Origin of the sequence: Micromonospora sp. NBC_01655 (assembly GCF_026339755.1) — a bacterium.
In the GTDB taxonomy this organism is placed as follows: Bacteria; Actinomycetota; Actinomycetes; order Mycobacteriales; family Micromonosporaceae; genus Micromonospora.
The window spans coordinates 579,318-595,235 of record NZ_JAPEQF010000001.1 but is presented as its reverse complement, the minus strand read 5'-3'; the positions used below and the strand labels follow the sequence as shown (position 1 = coordinate 595,235).

At 74.5% G+C, this 15,918-nt stretch carries 15 protein-coding genes; 4 read left to right on the top strand and 11 right to left on the bottom strand.

Annotated elements, in window-relative coordinates; translation table 11 throughout:
- Positions 1-13: 13 nt before the first annotated feature.
- The 3 genes from OOK41_RS02890 to OOK41_RS02880 form a co-directional block, all read right to left on the bottom strand.
- Positions 14-1,111, bottom strand: coding sequence for a hypothetical protein (locus OOK41_RS02890; protein ID WP_117668188.1), 1,098 nt, complete (start codon positions 1,109-1,111; stop codon positions 14-16).
- A gap of 138 nt (positions 1,112-1,249) precedes the next feature.
- Complete coding sequence (locus OOK41_RS02885) at positions 1,250-1,504, bottom strand: DUF6457 domain-containing protein (protein WP_128763561.1); 255 nt, start codon at positions 1,502-1,504, stop codon at positions 1,250-1,252.
- The gene (locus OOK41_RS02880; RefSeq protein ID WP_243639502.1) at positions 1,501-2,154 is read right to left on the bottom strand and encodes a molybdenum cofactor guanylyltransferase; all 654 of its coding nucleotides are present in this window, start codon (positions 2,152-2,154) and stop codon (positions 1,501-1,503) included. The genes OOK41_RS02885 and OOK41_RS02880 overlap by 4 nt, the downstream gene beginning before the upstream one ends.
- Positions 2,155-2,330: 176 nt before the next feature.
- On the opposite strand from OOK41_RS02880, the gene OOK41_RS02875 reads away from it, so the two are divergent.
- A complete protein-coding gene (locus OOK41_RS02875; RefSeq protein ID WP_266262873.1) occupies positions 2,331-5,252 on the top strand; it encodes an AAA family ATPase in 2,922 nt (973 codons plus the stop codon).
- Here the strand turns inward: OOK41_RS02875 and OOK41_RS02870 are convergent.
- From OOK41_RS02870 to OOK41_RS02860, 3 genes are all read right to left on the bottom strand, one after another.
- Positions 5,239-5,889, bottom strand: coding sequence for a flavin reductase family protein (locus OOK41_RS02870; protein WP_266262872.1), 651 nt, complete (start codon positions 5,887-5,889; stop codon positions 5,239-5,241). The two genes, OOK41_RS02875 and OOK41_RS02870, sit on opposite strands and share 14 nt — an antisense overlap.
- The gene (locus OOK41_RS02865; protein WP_266262871.1) at positions 5,886-8,039 is read right to left on the bottom strand and encodes a lipopolysaccharide assembly protein LapB; all 2,154 of its coding nucleotides are present in this window, start codon (positions 8,037-8,039) and stop codon (positions 5,886-5,888) included. Before OOK41_RS02865 ends, OOK41_RS02870 begins: the two co-directional genes overlap by 4 nt.
- Before the next feature lie 68 nt (positions 8,040-8,107).
- Entirely contained in the window at positions 8,108-9,298 is a 1,191-nt protein-coding gene (locus tag OOK41_RS02860) for a hypothetical protein (RefSeq protein ID WP_266262870.1), read from the bottom strand.
- Positions 9,299-9,622: 324 nt separating this feature from the next.
- Here OOK41_RS02860 and OOK41_RS02855 point away from each other — a divergent pair, with 324 nt between their 5' ends.
- Together OOK41_RS02855 and fdhD are read left to right on the top strand one after the other, a co-directional pair.
- Positions 9,623-10,210 carry a flavoprotein gene (locus tag OOK41_RS02855; protein ID WP_117668181.1) on the top strand — a complete coding sequence of 196 codons (588 nt, stop codon included), beginning with the start codon at positions 9,623-9,625 and terminating at the stop codon, positions 10,208-10,210.
- Positions 10,211-10,311: 101 nt separating this feature from the next.
- Positions 10,312-11,166 carry a formate dehydrogenase accessory sulfurtransferase FdhD gene (fdhD, locus tag OOK41_RS02850; protein WP_266262869.1) on the top strand — a complete coding sequence of 285 codons (855 nt, stop codon included), beginning with the start codon at positions 10,312-10,314 and terminating at the stop codon, positions 11,164-11,166.
- Positions 11,167-11,208: 42 nt separating this feature from the next.
- Here fdhD and OOK41_RS02845 read toward each other — a convergent pair whose 3' ends face one another.
- From OOK41_RS02845 to OOK41_RS02830, 4 genes are all read right to left on the bottom strand, one after another.
- Positions 11,209-12,039 carry a metallophosphoesterase gene (locus OOK41_RS02845; RefSeq protein ID WP_266262868.1) on the bottom strand — a complete coding sequence of 277 codons (831 nt, stop codon included), beginning with the start codon at positions 12,037-12,039 and terminating at the stop codon, positions 11,209-11,211.
- 122 nt (positions 12,040-12,161) lie between these two features.
- Positions 12,162-12,515 (bottom strand): hypothetical protein, encoded by a 354-nt coding sequence (locus OOK41_RS02840; RefSeq protein ID WP_266262867.1) that lies wholly within the window; start codon positions 12,513-12,515, stop codon positions 12,162-12,164.
- A 153-nt stretch (positions 12,516-12,668) separates the two neighbouring features.
- Complete coding sequence (locus OOK41_RS02835) at positions 12,669-13,004, bottom strand: flavin reductase (protein WP_266262866.1); 336 nt, start codon at positions 13,002-13,004, stop codon at positions 12,669-12,671.
- Between the two features lie 318 nt (positions 13,005-13,322).
- On the bottom strand, positions 13,323-13,622 hold the full coding sequence (locus OOK41_RS02830; protein ID WP_266262865.1) for a hypothetical protein: 300 nt from the start codon (positions 13,620-13,622) through the stop codon (positions 13,323-13,325).
- A 206-nt stretch (positions 13,623-13,828) separates the two neighbouring features.
- Between OOK41_RS02830 and OOK41_RS02825 the strand changes: the two genes are divergently transcribed.
- Positions 13,829-14,575, top strand: coding sequence for a helix-turn-helix transcriptional regulator (locus OOK41_RS02825; RefSeq protein ID WP_266262864.1), 747 nt, complete (start codon positions 13,829-13,831; stop codon positions 14,573-14,575).
- A gap of 207 nt (positions 14,576-14,782) precedes the next feature.
- Here the strand turns inward: OOK41_RS02825 and OOK41_RS02820 are convergent, their stop codons facing one another.
- The gene (locus tag OOK41_RS02820; RefSeq protein ID WP_117668178.1) at positions 14,783-15,817 is read right to left on the bottom strand and encodes a DUF4192 domain-containing protein; all 1,035 of its coding nucleotides are present in this window, start codon (positions 15,815-15,817) and stop codon (positions 14,783-14,785) included.
- Between the last annotated feature and the right edge of the window lie 101 nt (positions 15,818-15,918).

The window sequence follows — 15,918 nt, the reverse complement described above, 5'->3', positions numbered from 1 at the left end:
GGCCCGCCCGCCGTCAGAGGTACATGCCGGTGCGGTGCTCGTCCTGCTCCCGCCGGCCGGGCTTGTCGCCCTCGCCGAAGAAGCGCTTCCCGCCGAACTCGCCGTGCAGCCGGTCGTCCAGTTCGTCGGCGAGACCGGTCATCACCTGCACGGCGAGCATCAGGTGGGTGGCCTGGAAGTTGCGGCCGAAGACCGGGATGGACGCCCACACCGTGTCGTCGGCGCAGTAGAGCCGCCCGATCGGCATCCGGTTGGTCAGCTCGGAGAGCTTCACGTAGAGCCGCTCGGTCGGCTCGACCTCGGTGAGCACCGGCGAGAAGACGTCGACCAGGGGCGGGTTGTCGCGGACCCGGACGAAGACCATCGCCGAACCGGCCCGGATGTTGATGTCCCCGTCCGAGTCGACCTGCAACTGGTCGGAGTTGGACTTGAGCATGGTGGAGACGACGGTGCGGACCCGCTCCGCCAGGTCCAGCACGTCACCCTCGGCCGCCTGAGCGCTGGCGGCGGCCAACGCCTCGTCCAGGTCGGCCTCGACGTCCTGGTCCGGGCCGAACTCGCTACGCGCGGTGCCCAGCGGGTCCACCGGCACGGGCTCGCCCCCGGCGTCGTGCACCAGGTAGACCAGGAACGCCGGGTGCGGCGCGCCGTAGACGTCCCGCAGGGTACGGGAGAGCAGCGCGGCAAGCCGGGTCGCCTCCGCGGTGTCGCCCTCCAGGCCGAAGTGCTCGCCGGAGCCCGGGACCACCCCGGGTGGGGACCAGCCGAGCGCGACCATGTCGGCGACGGCGGACCGGTCCAGCCGGTAGCCCTGTGGGAGGGTCGCGTTGCCGACGGCCCGCGCCGAGAGCCGGCCCTCGGCGGTGAGGTCCGCGCTGATCGAGTAGACGGCGTCCCCGGTGCCGGAGGCGGTGGGGTCGAGGGTCAGCTCGACGTGCGTCCCGACGGGCAGCTCGCGCAGCCGTTCGGCCAGGGCCCGGGCGAACTCACGCCATGCCTCGGTCACCTTCGCCCGCAGGTCAGCCGTGGTCGGCTCGTCGAGCAGGATCGACTCGTGCTGCTCGGGCGTGCCGCCGGGCGGTTCTCCGGCCGAGGGGTGGCCTACCGTCATGATCGCCTCCGTCCGTCACGGTCACCCTACCCAGGACGGGCCGGGGGCGAATCAGGCCGACCAGGATCGGACACCGGCCGTGGCCGACGCCGGACAGCGGCCACGCCCGATGGTGGGCGGGGAGCGGGCCGGGAAGGCTCAGGCGGGAGGCTGGTCGCCCAGCTCCACCGGCCAGGTGCCGGCGAGCGCGCTCAGCCGGCCGGCCGTCGCGGCCGGGTCGGCCCCGCGCCCCACGGCCAGGCCGAGCAGGTACGCGCTGACCGGCGCGCCCGGGCGCAGCACCTGGTGGGCGACGTCCTTCGCCAGGTCGAGCACGACCGGCACGGGCACCTGGTCCGGATCGAGGCCCAGCTCCGCGCAGGCCGCCGTGACCCAGTCGTCCAGCACCGTCATCGCGTCCACTCCTCCGCCCGGCGTACGTCCTCGTCAGTGTCGCAGTCGAACCAGGGCGGCGGGCCCGTCCCCGACCAGGGCAGGTCGCGCACGACCAGGCCGGCGAGCAGCGCCCGCACGGCCGCGCCGTCGAGCGTCCCGCCCCGGGCGGCGGCGAGCCGGTCGAGGGCGGCCCGCAGCGGCGCGACCCGCCACACCCCGCACAGCGGCTGCCGCCGGCCGTCGGGGTCGGCGAGGCACGCGCCGTCCACCGTCGGGTCGGCGAGCTGGTCGCGCAGCACCCGCACCGCCGCCCGGGTGAGCAGCGGCAGATCGGCGGCGAGCAGGGCGACGGTCGGCGTACCGGCGGGCAGCAGGGACAGGCCCGCGGCCGTGGCGGCGACCGGACCACCGCCCGGCGGGCTCTCCCGGGTCAGCCGGACCCCCGGCGGCACCGGGCCGGCCGGGCCGACCAGGACCCGGACGTCGGCGTCGGCCACGGCGGCCAGCACCCGGTCGCGCATCGGCCGGCCGCCGACCAGCCGGGCTGGCTTGTCCACGCCACCCATCCGGCGCGCCGATCCACCCGCCAACACGACCGCCGCCCAGCCCGCCACGCGGTCACCGTACCGCCCGCCCGCGCCCGGAGGCGCATGTCGCGGAGTCGACAGCCAGGGCGGGTGCGGACTCCTCCGGACGGGTCTGTAAATCTTGTTAATTCCTTCATAGGGTGACGACTCAGGAACGCTCCGTCCGAAGCCTCGTGGCGCCCGTGGCCGAGCCGGTCCGCAGCGCTTCGGGGCCGGGGCGCCACGCTCTTCGACGTTGGACGGAGGGACAGGTGCACATGCCAGCAGGAGAGCGTCCGGAACTGCCCACCCTGGTCGGCCGGGACCGGGAACGCGTCCTCCTGCACGAGGCGCTGGCCCAGGCCCGGCGGGGCTGCGGCGGCACGATCTTCCTGGTCGGCGGCGACGGCATGGGCAAGTCCCGGTTGACGTTGGAGGCGACCCACCAGGGCCGGCGGTCCGGGATGGGCGTGCTGCTCGGCCGGGCGGGCTCGACCTTCCGGGCGGTGGCCCTGCGCCCCCTGACCGAGGCGCTGGCCCTGCTGTTCCGCACCGAACCGATCCTGGAGCACGCCAGCCTGCGGCCCTACCGGTCCGCCCTCGGCGATCTCATCCCGGAGTACCGGTCGGCGGAGACCGCGGCGACCGCGCCGCCCCCCGTGCTGCTCGCCGAGGCGGTGCTGCGGCTGCTCTCGGTAACCGGCACCGGCCGGGGCTGCCTGCTCGCGCTGGAGGACCTGCACGACACCGACCCGGCGACGCTGGCGGTGGTCGAGTACCTGGCCGACAACATCGCCGACCAGGGCACCCTGCTGCTGGCCACCCTCCGGCCCGAGCCCGGGCCGGCGTGGGACCTGGCGCAGGCGCTAGGCCGGCGGTGCAGCGGCACCATCCTGCGGCTGGAGCCACTGGGCCGCCGGGCCGTGCACCTGCTGGCGGCGTCCCGGCTGGGCCTGGAACCGGAGCGGATACCGGAGCCGGTCCTGGACCGGCTCTGCCGCGACAGCGCCGGCAACCCCTTCCTGGCCACGGAGCTGCTGCGCGCCATGCGCGACAGCGGCACGCTGGTGGTGGAGTCCGGCGGGTGCCGCCTGGTCGACGAGGTGCACACCGAGATTCCGCCGACCGTGCGGCACAGCGTCACCGACCAGGCCGACCGGCTCGGTCCCGCCGGCCGGCACCTGCTCACCGCCGCGGCCGTGATCGGCGAGCGGTTCCCGATCTCCGTGCTCGGCCGGGCGCTGCGGATGGAACAGGACGACCTGCTCGGGCACCTGCGCGCCGCCGTCGCCGCCGGCCTGCTCGCCGCCGAGGGGCACGACCACGACTGGTACGCCTTCCGCACCATGACGACAGCCGTCGCGCTGCTCGGCCAGCTCACCCCCACCGACCAGGCCGCGCTCGCCTACCAGTCGGTCGACGCGGTGAACGAGCTGCACCCGGGCCTGCCCGGGGAGTGGTGCCGGTTCACCGCCCGGCTCACCCAGCTCGCCGGTGACGTGCGGGGCGCCGTACGGCTGCTCGCCCTGGCCGGGCGCCGGGACCTCAACGCCGGGCGGCTCCGGGCGGCGACCGAGACCCTCGACCGGGCGTGGCGGCTGGCGCAGGCGTCGGCCGACAGCCCGCTCCGCGCCGATGTGCTGCACGAGCTGCTCTGCGCACTGGTGGAGAGCGGCGAGGCCCGGCGCGGGTTACGGCTGCTCGACAACCTCGACGACCTCTGCCATCCGGCCGTCCCGCCCGAGCGGCTGGCGGCGGTGCACGTCCTGTTCGCCCGGCTCGCTCTCCTCGCCGGCCGCCGCGCCGACGCCGCCACGCAGCTCGACGCCGCCCGTACGGTGCTCGGCCCCGGCGCCCACGAGCGGCAGACCGCGGCCGTCGACGCCGTCGCCGCCGCCCACCTCTGCCCGGACGCGCCGGAGCGGGCCGCCCGGCTCGCCGCGCACGCCGTGCAGAAGGCCGAGCGCGCCGGGCTGCCGGGCGTCGCCTGCCTCGGCTGGCAGGTGCGCGGGGTGCTGGCCCGCAGGCAGGGCGCGGACGAGGCCCAGTCCTGCTTCGCCCGGATGAACCGGCTCGCCGAGCGGCACCACCTGCCGCTGTGGCGCAACCGGGCCGCGGTGCTGCTCGCCGAGCAGCGGTGGCTGCTCACCGGGGACACCGACGCGCTGCTGCGCGCCACCGAGCGGGCCCGACGGACGGGCGCCTCGGCCGTGCGGCACGCGGTCGACGTCCGGCTCGCCTGGGACCACGCGCTGCGGGCCGAGTACACCGAGGCCGAGCGGCTCGTCCAGGAGAGCGCGGCCGAGGCGCACCGGCTCGGGCTGGGCGACAGCGCGCCGCTGCTGGCGCTGGTCCGCGCGGTGTGCGCCGGACACCGGGGGCGGCGGCACGAGCTGGACGCGGTACTGGCCGGCCTCGCGGACGACGGAGAGGGCCAGCCGTTCGCCGCCCTCGCCCACGGCATGGCCGCCGCGGTGTGCGCCCTGCTGGAGGAGGACCCGGGGCGGGCCCGCCGGGAGCTGGACCGGGCGGCGGCGTACGACGCCGAGCGACCGGCGCCCTACCCGCTCACCGGCCACCAGGGACTCGGCCTGCTGCTCGGGGTGCTGGACGGCGACGCCGACTGGCGCCGGTGCTGCGAGGTCGGGGCGGCGCCGGCCGGGCGGCTGCACTGGAACCGGCAGTTCGTGCTGCTGGCGAAGGCGGTGCTGCTCGGTCGGCAGGGCGAGCGGGAGGCGGCCGGGGCGACGGTGACGGCGGTGCGGCGGGCCCAGGCCCACCCGGTGGCGGTCCACCTCGGCCTGCGACTCGTCGCGCCGGCGGCCCACGCGGACCGGTGGGGGGACCCGGTCGACTGGCTGCGCGGCGCCGAGGAGTACTTCTGCCGGGCGGGGCTGCCGGCCCCGGCCCGCGCCTGCCGGGCCCACCTGCGCCGCCTCGGCGTGGTGGTGCCGTACCGCCGCACCACGAGCCGGGTGCCGCAGCCGCTGCGGTTGATCGGGGTCACCGAGCGGGAGTACGAGGTGCTCCAACTCATGGCGGACTGGTCCGACAACCGCAGCATCGCCAGCGAGCTGTTCATCTCGCCGCGTACCGTCGAGAAGCACGTGGCGAGCCTGATCGCCAAGACCGAGCAGGCGAACCGGGCGGCGCTCAGCCGTTACGCCGCCCGGGTCCGGGACGAGGTCACGCCGGACTGACCGTCCAGTAGCGGCCACCGAGGAAGAGGGCCGGGTCCGCGTCGTCCCCGGCCTCGCACCAGTACGGGGAGCCGAGCACCAGCATGTGGTCGGCGGCGCCGATGAACTGGGTCACCGCGCACACCGCCACCGCCATGGCCCCGTCGAGCAGGGGCAGCCCGTCGACCGTGCGGTGCGCCACCCCGGCGAAGCGGTCCCCGGTGGCGGTCGCGAACCGGTCGGCCAGGTCCCGCTGCCGGCGGTCCAGCAGGTTCACCGCGAAGCCTCCCTCGGCGGTGATCGCGGTCAACGTCCGGCTCGTACGGGCCAGCGAGACGAGCAGCAGCGGCGGGCGCAGCGAGACCGAGGTGAACGCGTTCACCGTGCAGCCGACCGGCCGCCCGGCCAGCCGGCTGGTGACCACCGCCACGCCGGTGGCCCAGTTGCGCATGAACTCCCGCAGCTCGGGGCCACTGACCGGGGCCGCCCGCGCCGGCTCGGGGCGGCCGGCCGGGGCGGAGCGGGTCGGCCCTGAGCCGCCGGAGGGGGCGCTCCGGGCCGGCTCGGCCCCGGGGGACGGCGGCGCGGCCGGGGCGGGGTCCCCCGGTGGGACCCGGACGGCCCCCGCCCCGGCGCGCCGGGAGGCCGTGGTGGTCATCGCGCGCCGGCCAGGTTCGGCTGCCCAGCACCGGCCGCCCGGTCGGCCAGGTTCGGCTGCCCGGCGCCGGCCGCCCGGTCGGCCTGGGAGGCCTCGGCGTCGCCGAGTTCGGCGTGGCAGCGGGCGCGCCGGCTGAACAGTTCCTCCCGGTCCGCGCCGGGCACCTCCAACGCCCGGCTGTAGTCCGCGACCGCCTCGGCCCACCGGCCCGCCGCCTCGTGGACGAACCCGCGGTTGTACAGCAGGTCCGGGTTGTCCGCGTCCACGGCGAGGGCGGCCGTCAGGTCGGCCACGGCCCGCTCGTGGTCCCCGCCGTCGAAGGCCAGGGCGGCCCGGCTGGCCAGCGCGGCGACCAGTTCCGGGTCGGCCGCCAACGCCTCGTCGAGGTACCGCCGGGCGTCCGCCTCCGCGCCGTCCGTCACCGCCAGCACGCCGCGCAGGTGCAGCAGCCGGGCGTCGCCGGGGTGGCGGAGCAGTCCCTCCTCGACGTGCGGCCGGGCGGCGTCGACCGATCCCTCGTCGAGCAGCAGGCTGATCAGGTTCACCCGGGCGTCGAGCTGGTCGGGTTCCAGCTCGACCACGTAGCCGAAGTCGGCGATCGCCCCGGCCAGGTCGCCCAGCTCGGCCTTGAGGTCGGCCCGGTTGTAGTACAGCTCGAAGAAGGGCGGCGACAGGCTGATCGCCGTGTCGCAGTCGGCGACCGCGCCGGTCAGGTCGCCCAGCCGCCGCCGTACGTCGGCCCGGTCGAAGTAGTAGTCGGCGTAGTTCGGGTCCAGCTCGATGACGTTGGTCAGGTCCGTCAGCGCCTCGTCCAGCCGGCCCAGGGCGAGGTACGCCTTGCCCCGGTTGTGCACCAGCACCGAGCGGTGCAGCCGGTGCTTGTCGCCGGGCAGTTCCCGGTCGAGCCGGTTGAGCCCGTCGTCGACCAGGCGCAGCGCCGCCGGCAGCCGGCCCAGCCGCATCTCGATCAGCGCCAGGCCGTTGTTCTGGAACACGGAGTGGAAGGCGCGTTTCTGCGGGTCGGGCAGCAGCGAGGCGATCGCGATGGAGTTGTTGATGTAGCCCCGGGCCAGGTGGTGGTCCCTCAGCTCCGCCGGGTGGAAGCGGGTGTAGAGCATGGCCAGCGCGTAGCCGGTGGACATCTGCAGCTCCGGCTCCGCGTACCGGCTGCGCAGGTCGAGGTAGGTCGGCTCCGCCTCGACGGTGCGGCCGAGCACCACCATCGCCGAACTCGCCCGCGTGCTGAGCAGCCAGAACCGCTCCATCTGCGTGTCGGGATCGACGATGGCCCGGCCACGGGTCCCGTAGTCGATCACCGCGTGGTAGTACCCCAGCGCACCGCAGTGCCGCGCCGCCTCGTACAGCGCCTCCGCGCCGGCCCCGGCGGGATCGCTGCCGCGTTCCAGGTGCCAGGGGATCGCGCCGAGCTCCAGGCTCCACTCGCCCCGCCCGCGCAACAGCGCGGCGCGGGCGTCGTGCAGCGCCACCCGCGCCTGCGGGTCGGCCTGCCGGTACGCGGCCAGCTCGGCCGGGTCCGTGGAGGTGCCGTCCGCGTCGACGTACGCCCGGAGCAGTTCCGCCGGGCCGCGTCCGGGCCGGCCGGCGACCCGGGTCAGCTCCGGCAGCCGCCCCGCGTACCGGTCGAGGGCCGCGGTCAGCTCGGGCTCCAGCGCACCGCCGTCGGTGCCGATCAGCACCCGCACCACGTCCGGCCGCACCCGGCGCAGGAAGATGGCGAGGAACTCCTGGTCGGTGGGGTCCGCCTGGTCCACCCGGTCGAACGCGAGCCGCAGCGGGAGGCGGCCGGCGCGGGCGGCGTACCCGGCGAGGAACTCCGTCGCGCCGTGCGCCAGGCGGCGGGTGCGGTTGGCGGGGTAGATCCGGGTCCGCTCCTCGGGCACCGCCAGGGAGGTGAGCGTCTCGGGCGCCGCGTCGATCGCCCCGCGCAGCTCCGGGGCGGCGGACAGGATCTCGGTCAGGTGCCGCTGGACGAGGTCCGGCCAGCGTCCGTTTGCCTCGGGTACGACCAGCCGCAGCAGGCTGCCCAGACCGGTGTAGGGACCGCGCAGCCCCCGGTGACAGTCGACCGCGATATCGACCTGCTCGCCGTCGACCGGCGCCGGCCCGATCCGCCATTGGTGTGCAGTCATGCCTTGCTCCTCCGTTGGGATGGACCTTGCGTCGCGGTGGGTGTCGGGGGTGGCCGGGCGGGGCGCCGTCAGCCCGCCGGCGCCGGGTCCGGTGCGGGGGCGGCCCGCCGCCGGGAGCGGCCGGCGAGCAGCGGCAGCAGCACGATCTCGAAGGCGACCAGCAGCAGCGACCCGATCGAGTCCCAGAAGCCGGGGCCGGTGGGGGAGCCGTTCACCAGGGCGGAGACGACCCGGGAGGCGAACTCCAGCACCAGCGGAGCGGTCCACAGCGTGACGGTCACCAGCAGCGCCACGACCCCGCCGCAGGTGATCAGCGCGAACCAGGGCGCGAGCTGCCGGTCGCGCGGGGACCAGTCGTCCGGGGGCTCGTCGGACGGGCGCACCCAGGGCAGCCAGGCGAACCGGTCGCGCAGCCAGGCCCGGCTCACCTCGTGCAGGTTGGTGCAGCCCAGTGCCGTGGTCGCCACGTAGTACAGGTCGGTGCGCAGGAAGACGTAGAACTGCCAGGACATCCGCAGCAGGACGGTGTACGCCACCGCCAGCGCCAGCCGTCCCGGCCAGGACAGGCCGTCGGACAGGCCGGCCCAGGCGACGAGCACCAGCGCGCCGAAGAGCACCGCGTCGGCCAGCAGCCCGGCCAGCATCGGCAGGTAGCGCTGCCGGGCGGGAACGGTGAGCAGGGCGTCCAGCTCGGTCTCCACCACCGCGTAGTAGAGCCGGCGGCCGACCCGCATCCGGGTGGGCAGGCCGAGCCTGCGGGCGGCGAGCAGGTGGTACCACTCGTGCCACAGGATGCCCGGCGACTGGCACAGGGCCAGCCCGAGCTGCACGGCGAGCAGTGACGGGACGAAGAAGACGTTCCGGGCGTGCGGACGCAGCTCCGGCCGGCTCACCATGGCCACGGCGGCGGCGGTCACGATCAGCGCGTACGCCGCCCAGGCCAGCGGGGAGAAGGCCGCGCGGCCGAGCCGCCGGAAGCGGACCTCGGGCGGCCGGGCTGGTGGTTCCCCGTCGGCCCGGATGAAGCCGAGTTCGCGCAGCGTGTCGACGAAGTCGGCCATGTCGACGGGCTCCCCGAAGGTGCGCCGGTACCACTGCTCCGCCTCGCCGACCGGCATCCCGTCGGCGAGGCGGCGCAGCAGCGCGACCCCGTCCTCGGGCAGCACGGCGAAGGACGCGGCGTCGATCCGGCCGACCGTGACCCCGTCCCGCTCCGTCACGTAGGTGAGCGGATGGAACTCCAGGCGGGTGGTTGACATGGTTCCTCCAGGGCGTGGGCCCGGCGACGGCCGTCCCGGCACGCAGACGCGCCGGGACGGCCGGACCGGTCAGCAGCAGTCCGTGCAGTACAGCGGCGCCGACGTGGTGAGCTTGATGGAGCCCGTCTTGCGGATCGTGATCTTCTTCATGCCGTTCACCTCCTCGGCCGGCGGGTCGTGGGGGCGGCCGGCTGAGGACGAACCTGCCAGCCGGACGCCCCGGGCGGCATGGGGAACAGCCCCCAAACTCCCGCCCCGGAGGCGCGGCGAAGATGGGGTCGTTCCCCCATGTCCGCGGCGTCCCGCCGCCGGAACGCTGTCCGCATGCGAGACGACGCGCTTTCGGTCATCATCTGCGGCTCCAGCGCCGCGATGGCGGCCTCCGGGTACCTGTCCTGGCTGCGCCAGGAGATCGATCTGCCGCTACGGGTGCTGCTCACCGCCAGCGCCGAGCGGTTCGTGCAGCCCCAGGTGGCCGCGTGGTACGCGGACGAGGTGTTCGCCAGCGGCGATCCCGCGCTGAACCCCACCGAGTTCGCCAAGCGCTCGCTCGGCATCGTCGTGCTGCCGGCGACCGCCGGCACGATCGCCGCGGCGGCGCTCGGCCTGGCCGGCACCCCCGCGCAGACCGTCCTGCTGGCCAGCGAGCGGCCGGCGATCTTCTTCCCGAGCATGAACAAGTCGATGTGGACGAAGCGGATCACCCAACGCCACGTGGAGACGCTGCGCGACGAGGGCCACACCGTCGTCGAGCCGCAGGAGCGGGTGATCTTCGAACTGTGGCAGCGCGAGAACGCCGTCGGCATCGCCATGCCCCCGCCCGACGCGGTCACGGAACTCGTGGTGAGCTGGCTGGAGAGCAGCCTGTCCGGCGAGGCCGAGGAGCCCGCCGGCCCGGCCGCCACCTCCTGACCCGCCTGACCCGCCTGACCGGCCGACGCCTGCCGACCCGTCCGGCCGACGCCACGGGTGGACACGTGGTCCCGTCCGGGCCGTTGCGGCAGGATGGCGGGATGGGACGGGCCACTGACCGGCGCAGCGTGCTGCGGATCGACCTCGAAGCGGCCGACCCGGCCCGGGGTGCGGTACGCCGGCCGGACAGCCTCTCCGTGGAGGAGCCGCTGGAGATCCGGGTCGGGCCGGGCGGCCCCGGCCGGCGGCGACCGCTGGCGGTGACCATGCGCACCCCTGGCGACGACCTGGACCTGGCGATCGGGTTCCTGCTGACCGAGGGACTGATCCGGTCCGCCGCCGACGTGCACACCGCCCAGCTCTGCGCGGGCGCGGACACGCCGAACACGTACAACGTGGTGGACGTGGTGCTCGCCCCCGGCGTGCCGGAACCGGCCGCCGACCAGACCCGCAACTTCTACACCACCAGCTCCTGCGGGGTGTGCGGGAAGGCCAGCATCGACGCCGTGCGGACCCGCTCCCGGTTCGCTGTCGCGGACGACCCGCTGAGCGTCCCGGCCGGGCTGTTGGCCGAGCTGCCGGACCGGCTGCGGGCGGCGCAGCGCAACTTCGACCGCACCGGTGGCCTGCACGCGGCCGGGCTGTTCACCGGCGCCGGGGAGCTGGTGGTGCTGCGCGAGGACGTCGGCCGGCACAACGCCGTCGACAAGGTGGTCGGCTGGGCGGTGCGGGAGCGCCGCCTGCCCCTGGCCGGGCACCTGCTGCTGGTCTCCGGCCGGGCCAGCTTCGAACTGACGCAGAAGGCGTGGATGGCCGGGCTGCCGCTGCTCGCGGCGGTCTCCGCCCCCAGCACCCTGGCCGCCGACCTGGCCGAGGAGGCGGGGATGACCCTGGTCGGCTTCCTGCGCGGCCGGACCATGAACGTCTACACGGGGCCACACCGGATCGACCACTGACAACGTCGGTCGCCGCAGGTCTTGCCGCTCGACGACGGACGGTCACGGCGTGAGGTGGTCCGGGCGGATCGGGTTCCGGGCCGCCCCGGTGACATCCTCGACGAGCACCAGCCGGCCGTCAGGCTCTCGTTCGATGACGGCGAACGCCTGCGGCCCGCTGCGGATGTGACCGAGACACACGATCTCCGTGGGCCCGATGGCCCCCCGGTGCCGGTCGTGCATGTGCCCGCAGAAGTGCCACCGCGGCCGGAGGCGTTCGCACAACGTACGCAGCTCGGCCCGGCCGACCGGGCCGTTCCGGCGCGGCCCGGTGAGCCCGGCCGGCCAGTCGTGGGTGAGCAGGACGTCGACCGCGCCCGCACGACGGGCCGCCCGACTCACCTGGTGCACCTCCTCGGCCGTGTAGTAGGTGCGCTCCCTGGCGGTGTCCCGCCGCGCCCTGGGGACGTCGGTGATGCGGGGCGAGTGGATGCCGGACAGGAACGCCACCCGCAGGCCGGCGACCTCGGTTACCCCCGCGCGGCCCAGGAAGTGGACGCCCTCGCTCCACCGGCCGGGGCCGGCCGCGTCCAACGCGGGCCAGGGCTCGTGGTTGCCGCCGATGAAGTGCAGCGGGGCACCCAGGTCGAGCAGCCCCTCCACGAGCAGCGGGAAGTCGCCGACCCTGCGGTACTTCGCCGGCCCGTGCACCCCTGCCGCGTCGGTCTCGTCGCGGTTGGGCTCGACGTCGCCGACGGCGAGAATGGCGTCGAGCGGGCCGAGCGCCTCACCGACAGCCGCCGACCACCCGGCAAGCAGCTCGAACTCGCCGTGGACATCGCCGACCACGAGGACCCGGGCTCGCCCCGCGTCCGCCGGACGTCCGCGTGCCACGATCCACCTCCTTCCTGTCCTGCCGCTCCGGACGACGTCATACCACCCAGACGACGCGTCCACCTCCGCCGTTGTCGACCACCCGGCCAGCCGTCAGTTCGAAGTCGGTGGCCTCGACGGGATCACGCATGCGCCCCGTTCGCTGACGGGTCGGGCAACGGCAGGTCGACGCGTCGTCCCAGGCCCATCTCTTCGGCATCGTCTCTGGTGACCATGGCGAAGGCGCCGGTAGGCACACCGTCGAGCGCAGCCACCCGGGAGGCCGCCGCGAGCAGTACGTCCTCGTCCGCTCCGGCAATGAAGAAGACGTAGTTGTCGTCGTACTGCTCGCCGTCGTCCGGCACCTCGACCTGTCCCTCCTCATCAAGGCCAACCAGGAAGTCCTCGATCCGCTCGATCCAGGGGAATGGATAGGCGTCCACCGGCAGACCCGGGGTCGGCACCAGCGGTACGTGGATCTCGACGACATCTGCCACGCCGACATGATCTATCAGCTGCACACTGCACACGGGTGAATATCGGGAGCGGCCGACGCCGAGGGCATTGCATCCATCCTCAGCCCCACACACACGCTCGCTGCGCATGATCGTTTGTCGATAACGGACACTCCGCACGGCGTGTCGTCTCCCTCAAGTGCAGACGATCAATGAGGTTGTGCGGCTCGCCCCAGAGTTGCCGCCAGTTGCAGCGGATGCGGCCCCGGTCAAGAGGCGCTGTCCGCGAGCACGTGCCCAGTAAATGAAGCGATCGGTCAGGTCGGTCGGTGGCGTGCCGGGCGTCAACTGCGCGAGCTGTGTCGCCGCCTCCTCCTTCAGCGTGGCCAGGTAGATCAGCAGGGCGGTCCGGTTGCCCTGGTACTCGACCAGCAGCGACAGCCGTGCCTCGCCGCACGGCCACGGGTGGCCGCAGACGCGGCACAGCCAGATCGGGCGGACCGGCAGGTGCGGGCGGGCGGCGCGGGACATCAGCGCACCCGCGGCGCGATCGCCCGCGCCTCGTCGTCGGTCAGCGGCACGAACCACAGGAAGCGCCGGACGATCTCCGGGGCGTCGGGCTGTCCGGTCGGCCGCGAAGGTCGCGGACGGCCTGCTGCACCATCCGCAGGAACCCCTGCAACAGCAGCGCGGTCCGGAGCCGGTTGTCCAGCGGGAACCCGGTCCAGGTCGGGCAGGGGTACGGCCGCCCGCAACGCCTGCAGGTCCACGCCGGCCCGAGGGGGAAGTGGTCCGCCAGGGCCGGTGAGCCGGCACGCCCCGGGCGGGGTGCTCGTGGGTTCCGATGCCTCACCGCCGGCCCTCGTTCTCCCGCCTGAGCTGCGCCGGGGTACGCAGCTCGCCGGCCAGGCCCCGGGTGACCCGCGTCGACACGTCGTTGCGTGGTCCCCGGTACGGCGGGATCATCCGGCCGACCAGCGGCGGGTCGTACGGAACCGGATCCCGGGGCGGCGGGGCCGGCCTCGGCGCTGGCCTCGGATCGGCCGGCGCGGGATCGGGCTTCGGCTTCGCCGCGCGGTACGCCCGGCAGACCTGACAGGCACAGTGCCAGCCCCGCCGGGACCGGTGCCGCCCACCTCGGTGCGACATGGCTTCCCCTCTCCGTCGAGATTGGAGAGGGGGCCGCCCGCTCGTCACGCGCAGGGAAGGACCGGGGCGGCCCCCTCGACGAACGCGACCGCCGGATACCCCTCCACCCGGCCACGCCGTCCCACACGGAACGCTCTCAACAACTCACGGACGGTTGAACCGCCGACGTGCGACCATCAGGGGACGTCTAGGAAAGGTCCCTGGTGATGCCAAGGAACGAAGCCCTGCGCGAGGCGCTCATCGTGGCAGGTCTGACCGTTGGCGATCTCGCCGCCAAGTGCGATGTGGACGCGAAGACCGTGGAACGGTGGATCAGCCGAGGCCGCATTCCTCATCCACGTTCCCGGGTGCGTGTCGCCCAGGTGCTGGGTAAAGATGTTGGCGTGCTGTGGCCTGAAGTTGTGCGTCGCGCGGTCAAGGTTGGATCCGACCGTGAGCTAGTCGGCGTCTACGCCCGCCGGTCCGACCTACCGCGCACCCTCTTCCGCGAGTTGATCGAACATGCAGAATCACGATTGTGGTTCGGGGGCTACACGAGCTACTTCGTGTGGCTTGAGGTGCCCAAAGCCGCCGCCATGCTGGGCACAAAGGCCCGCGATGGCGCGGACGTACGGTTCCTGCTCGGCGATCCAGCAAGTCCTGTCACCACCGGGCGCGAGCGTGTCGAGGCGACGCCGCTGACCCTCGCGACGCGAATCGCGATGTCGCAGGCGGAGATCGCGAAGTCGCCGACCGTTCTGCCAGTGCGAATGTCTGACCGGCACATCGCCATGTCGGTCTGGGTGTTCGACGACGAAGCCATCGTCGCGACCCATATTGGTGCAGGGCTGGGCCAGGATTCGGTGACGCTGCACCTTCGCCGCCGCGAAGCTGGCGGCCCGTTCGACCGTTACGTAGAGCACTTTGAGGCGCTTTGGGCAGACGCCCAACCAGCACAACCTGAGCAAGCCTGACCTACCGCATGTGAACGCGGGGAGCAGCCATTCTGACCTGCGGTACTAGAAATCGACTTTCGATTTTCCTTCACTTTACAGTGCAAGATCGGCTCCGGAGTGACGGCTGCTGGGCGGTTCGCAGGTCTGGCAGAACGTAAGGCGGAGGCGGAGCCGAAGGGGAGATCCGGAAGCGCCACGCCCGCCCTCCCCCGGCCAACCGGCTCGTCAGTCGCGGCGTCGGCGGGGGCGGAGCACGCCGGGCGCGCCGGTCGTCGGCCAGCCGTCGAGCTGGGACGGGGGAACCCCGCGGCGCAGCAGGTCGTCGAGGAGCAGGGCGAGCGAGTAGTCCGGGTGCGCCTCCAGCACCCGTTCCAGTGCCACCGCCGCGAGCGCCCCCTGCCCGGCCCGCCAGGCGGCGAAGGCCAGCAGGGAACCCGGCGCGGCGATCAGGTCCCGCTCGGCGCGGCGCAGGACGTCGGTCCAGAGGGCGAGGTCCCGCTCCCGCCCGTCGGTGCGTTCCCAGGCGTGGTCGCGGACCGGCAGGTGGGTGAGGAGCAGGGTCAGCCAGGCCACCTCGTCGTCGGTGAGTCGCTCGCCCCGCCGGCGCCGGCGCAGGGCGGCGCGGACGGCGTCCACGCCGGCCCGGCGCAGTGCCCGACCGCCGAGCAGGTCGGCCTCGGACGCCCCGACCAGCAGAGCCGCCAGCCGGCGTTCGGCACGGTCGACCGCCCGGCGCATCGCCACCCGGGCCGGGCCACCGAACGGGGCCACCTGCGCGGTCAGGGCCGCCCGGTCGGGCAGGGCCACCTGACCGGCGAAGACCGCCGCCGCGCTGACCTCGCTGGCCCCGGTGTCGTACGGGGTGCCCTCGGGCGGGCAGCAGGTCGGCTCGTCGCACAGGTAGGACCAGTAGCGGTCGTCGGTGACCCGCAGGGCGTCCAGCACGGTCAGCCCGGCGGCGGCCAGCGACCCGCGTACCGCGTCGACGGCCGGGGTGACCCGGGAGGCGTCCCCGTAGCCGAGCACGGTGGCGGACTCCGCGCCCTGCCGGGCGATGACGCCGGCCAGGTGGGCGGCCGGGTCGAGCGGGTCGTCACCCGGGCCCGGCAGGTCCGCCCGGGCGGCGAAGACGATCCGCCGGCCCCGCATCGCGACCACCACCACGCTGTCGGCGGGATGGAACCCGAGCAGGTACGGCACGGCCGCGATGAGGTCGGCGGGCGAGCGGACGGTGAGCCGGGGGCGGTCGGTGCGGGTCATGGAGGGAGCCTCGGCCGCGTCCGGGCGCCTCGGCGGGTCCTGTGGACGACACGCGGGTTGTCCACAGCCACGGAGAGTATCGGCGCAGCTCAGCCCCGGTC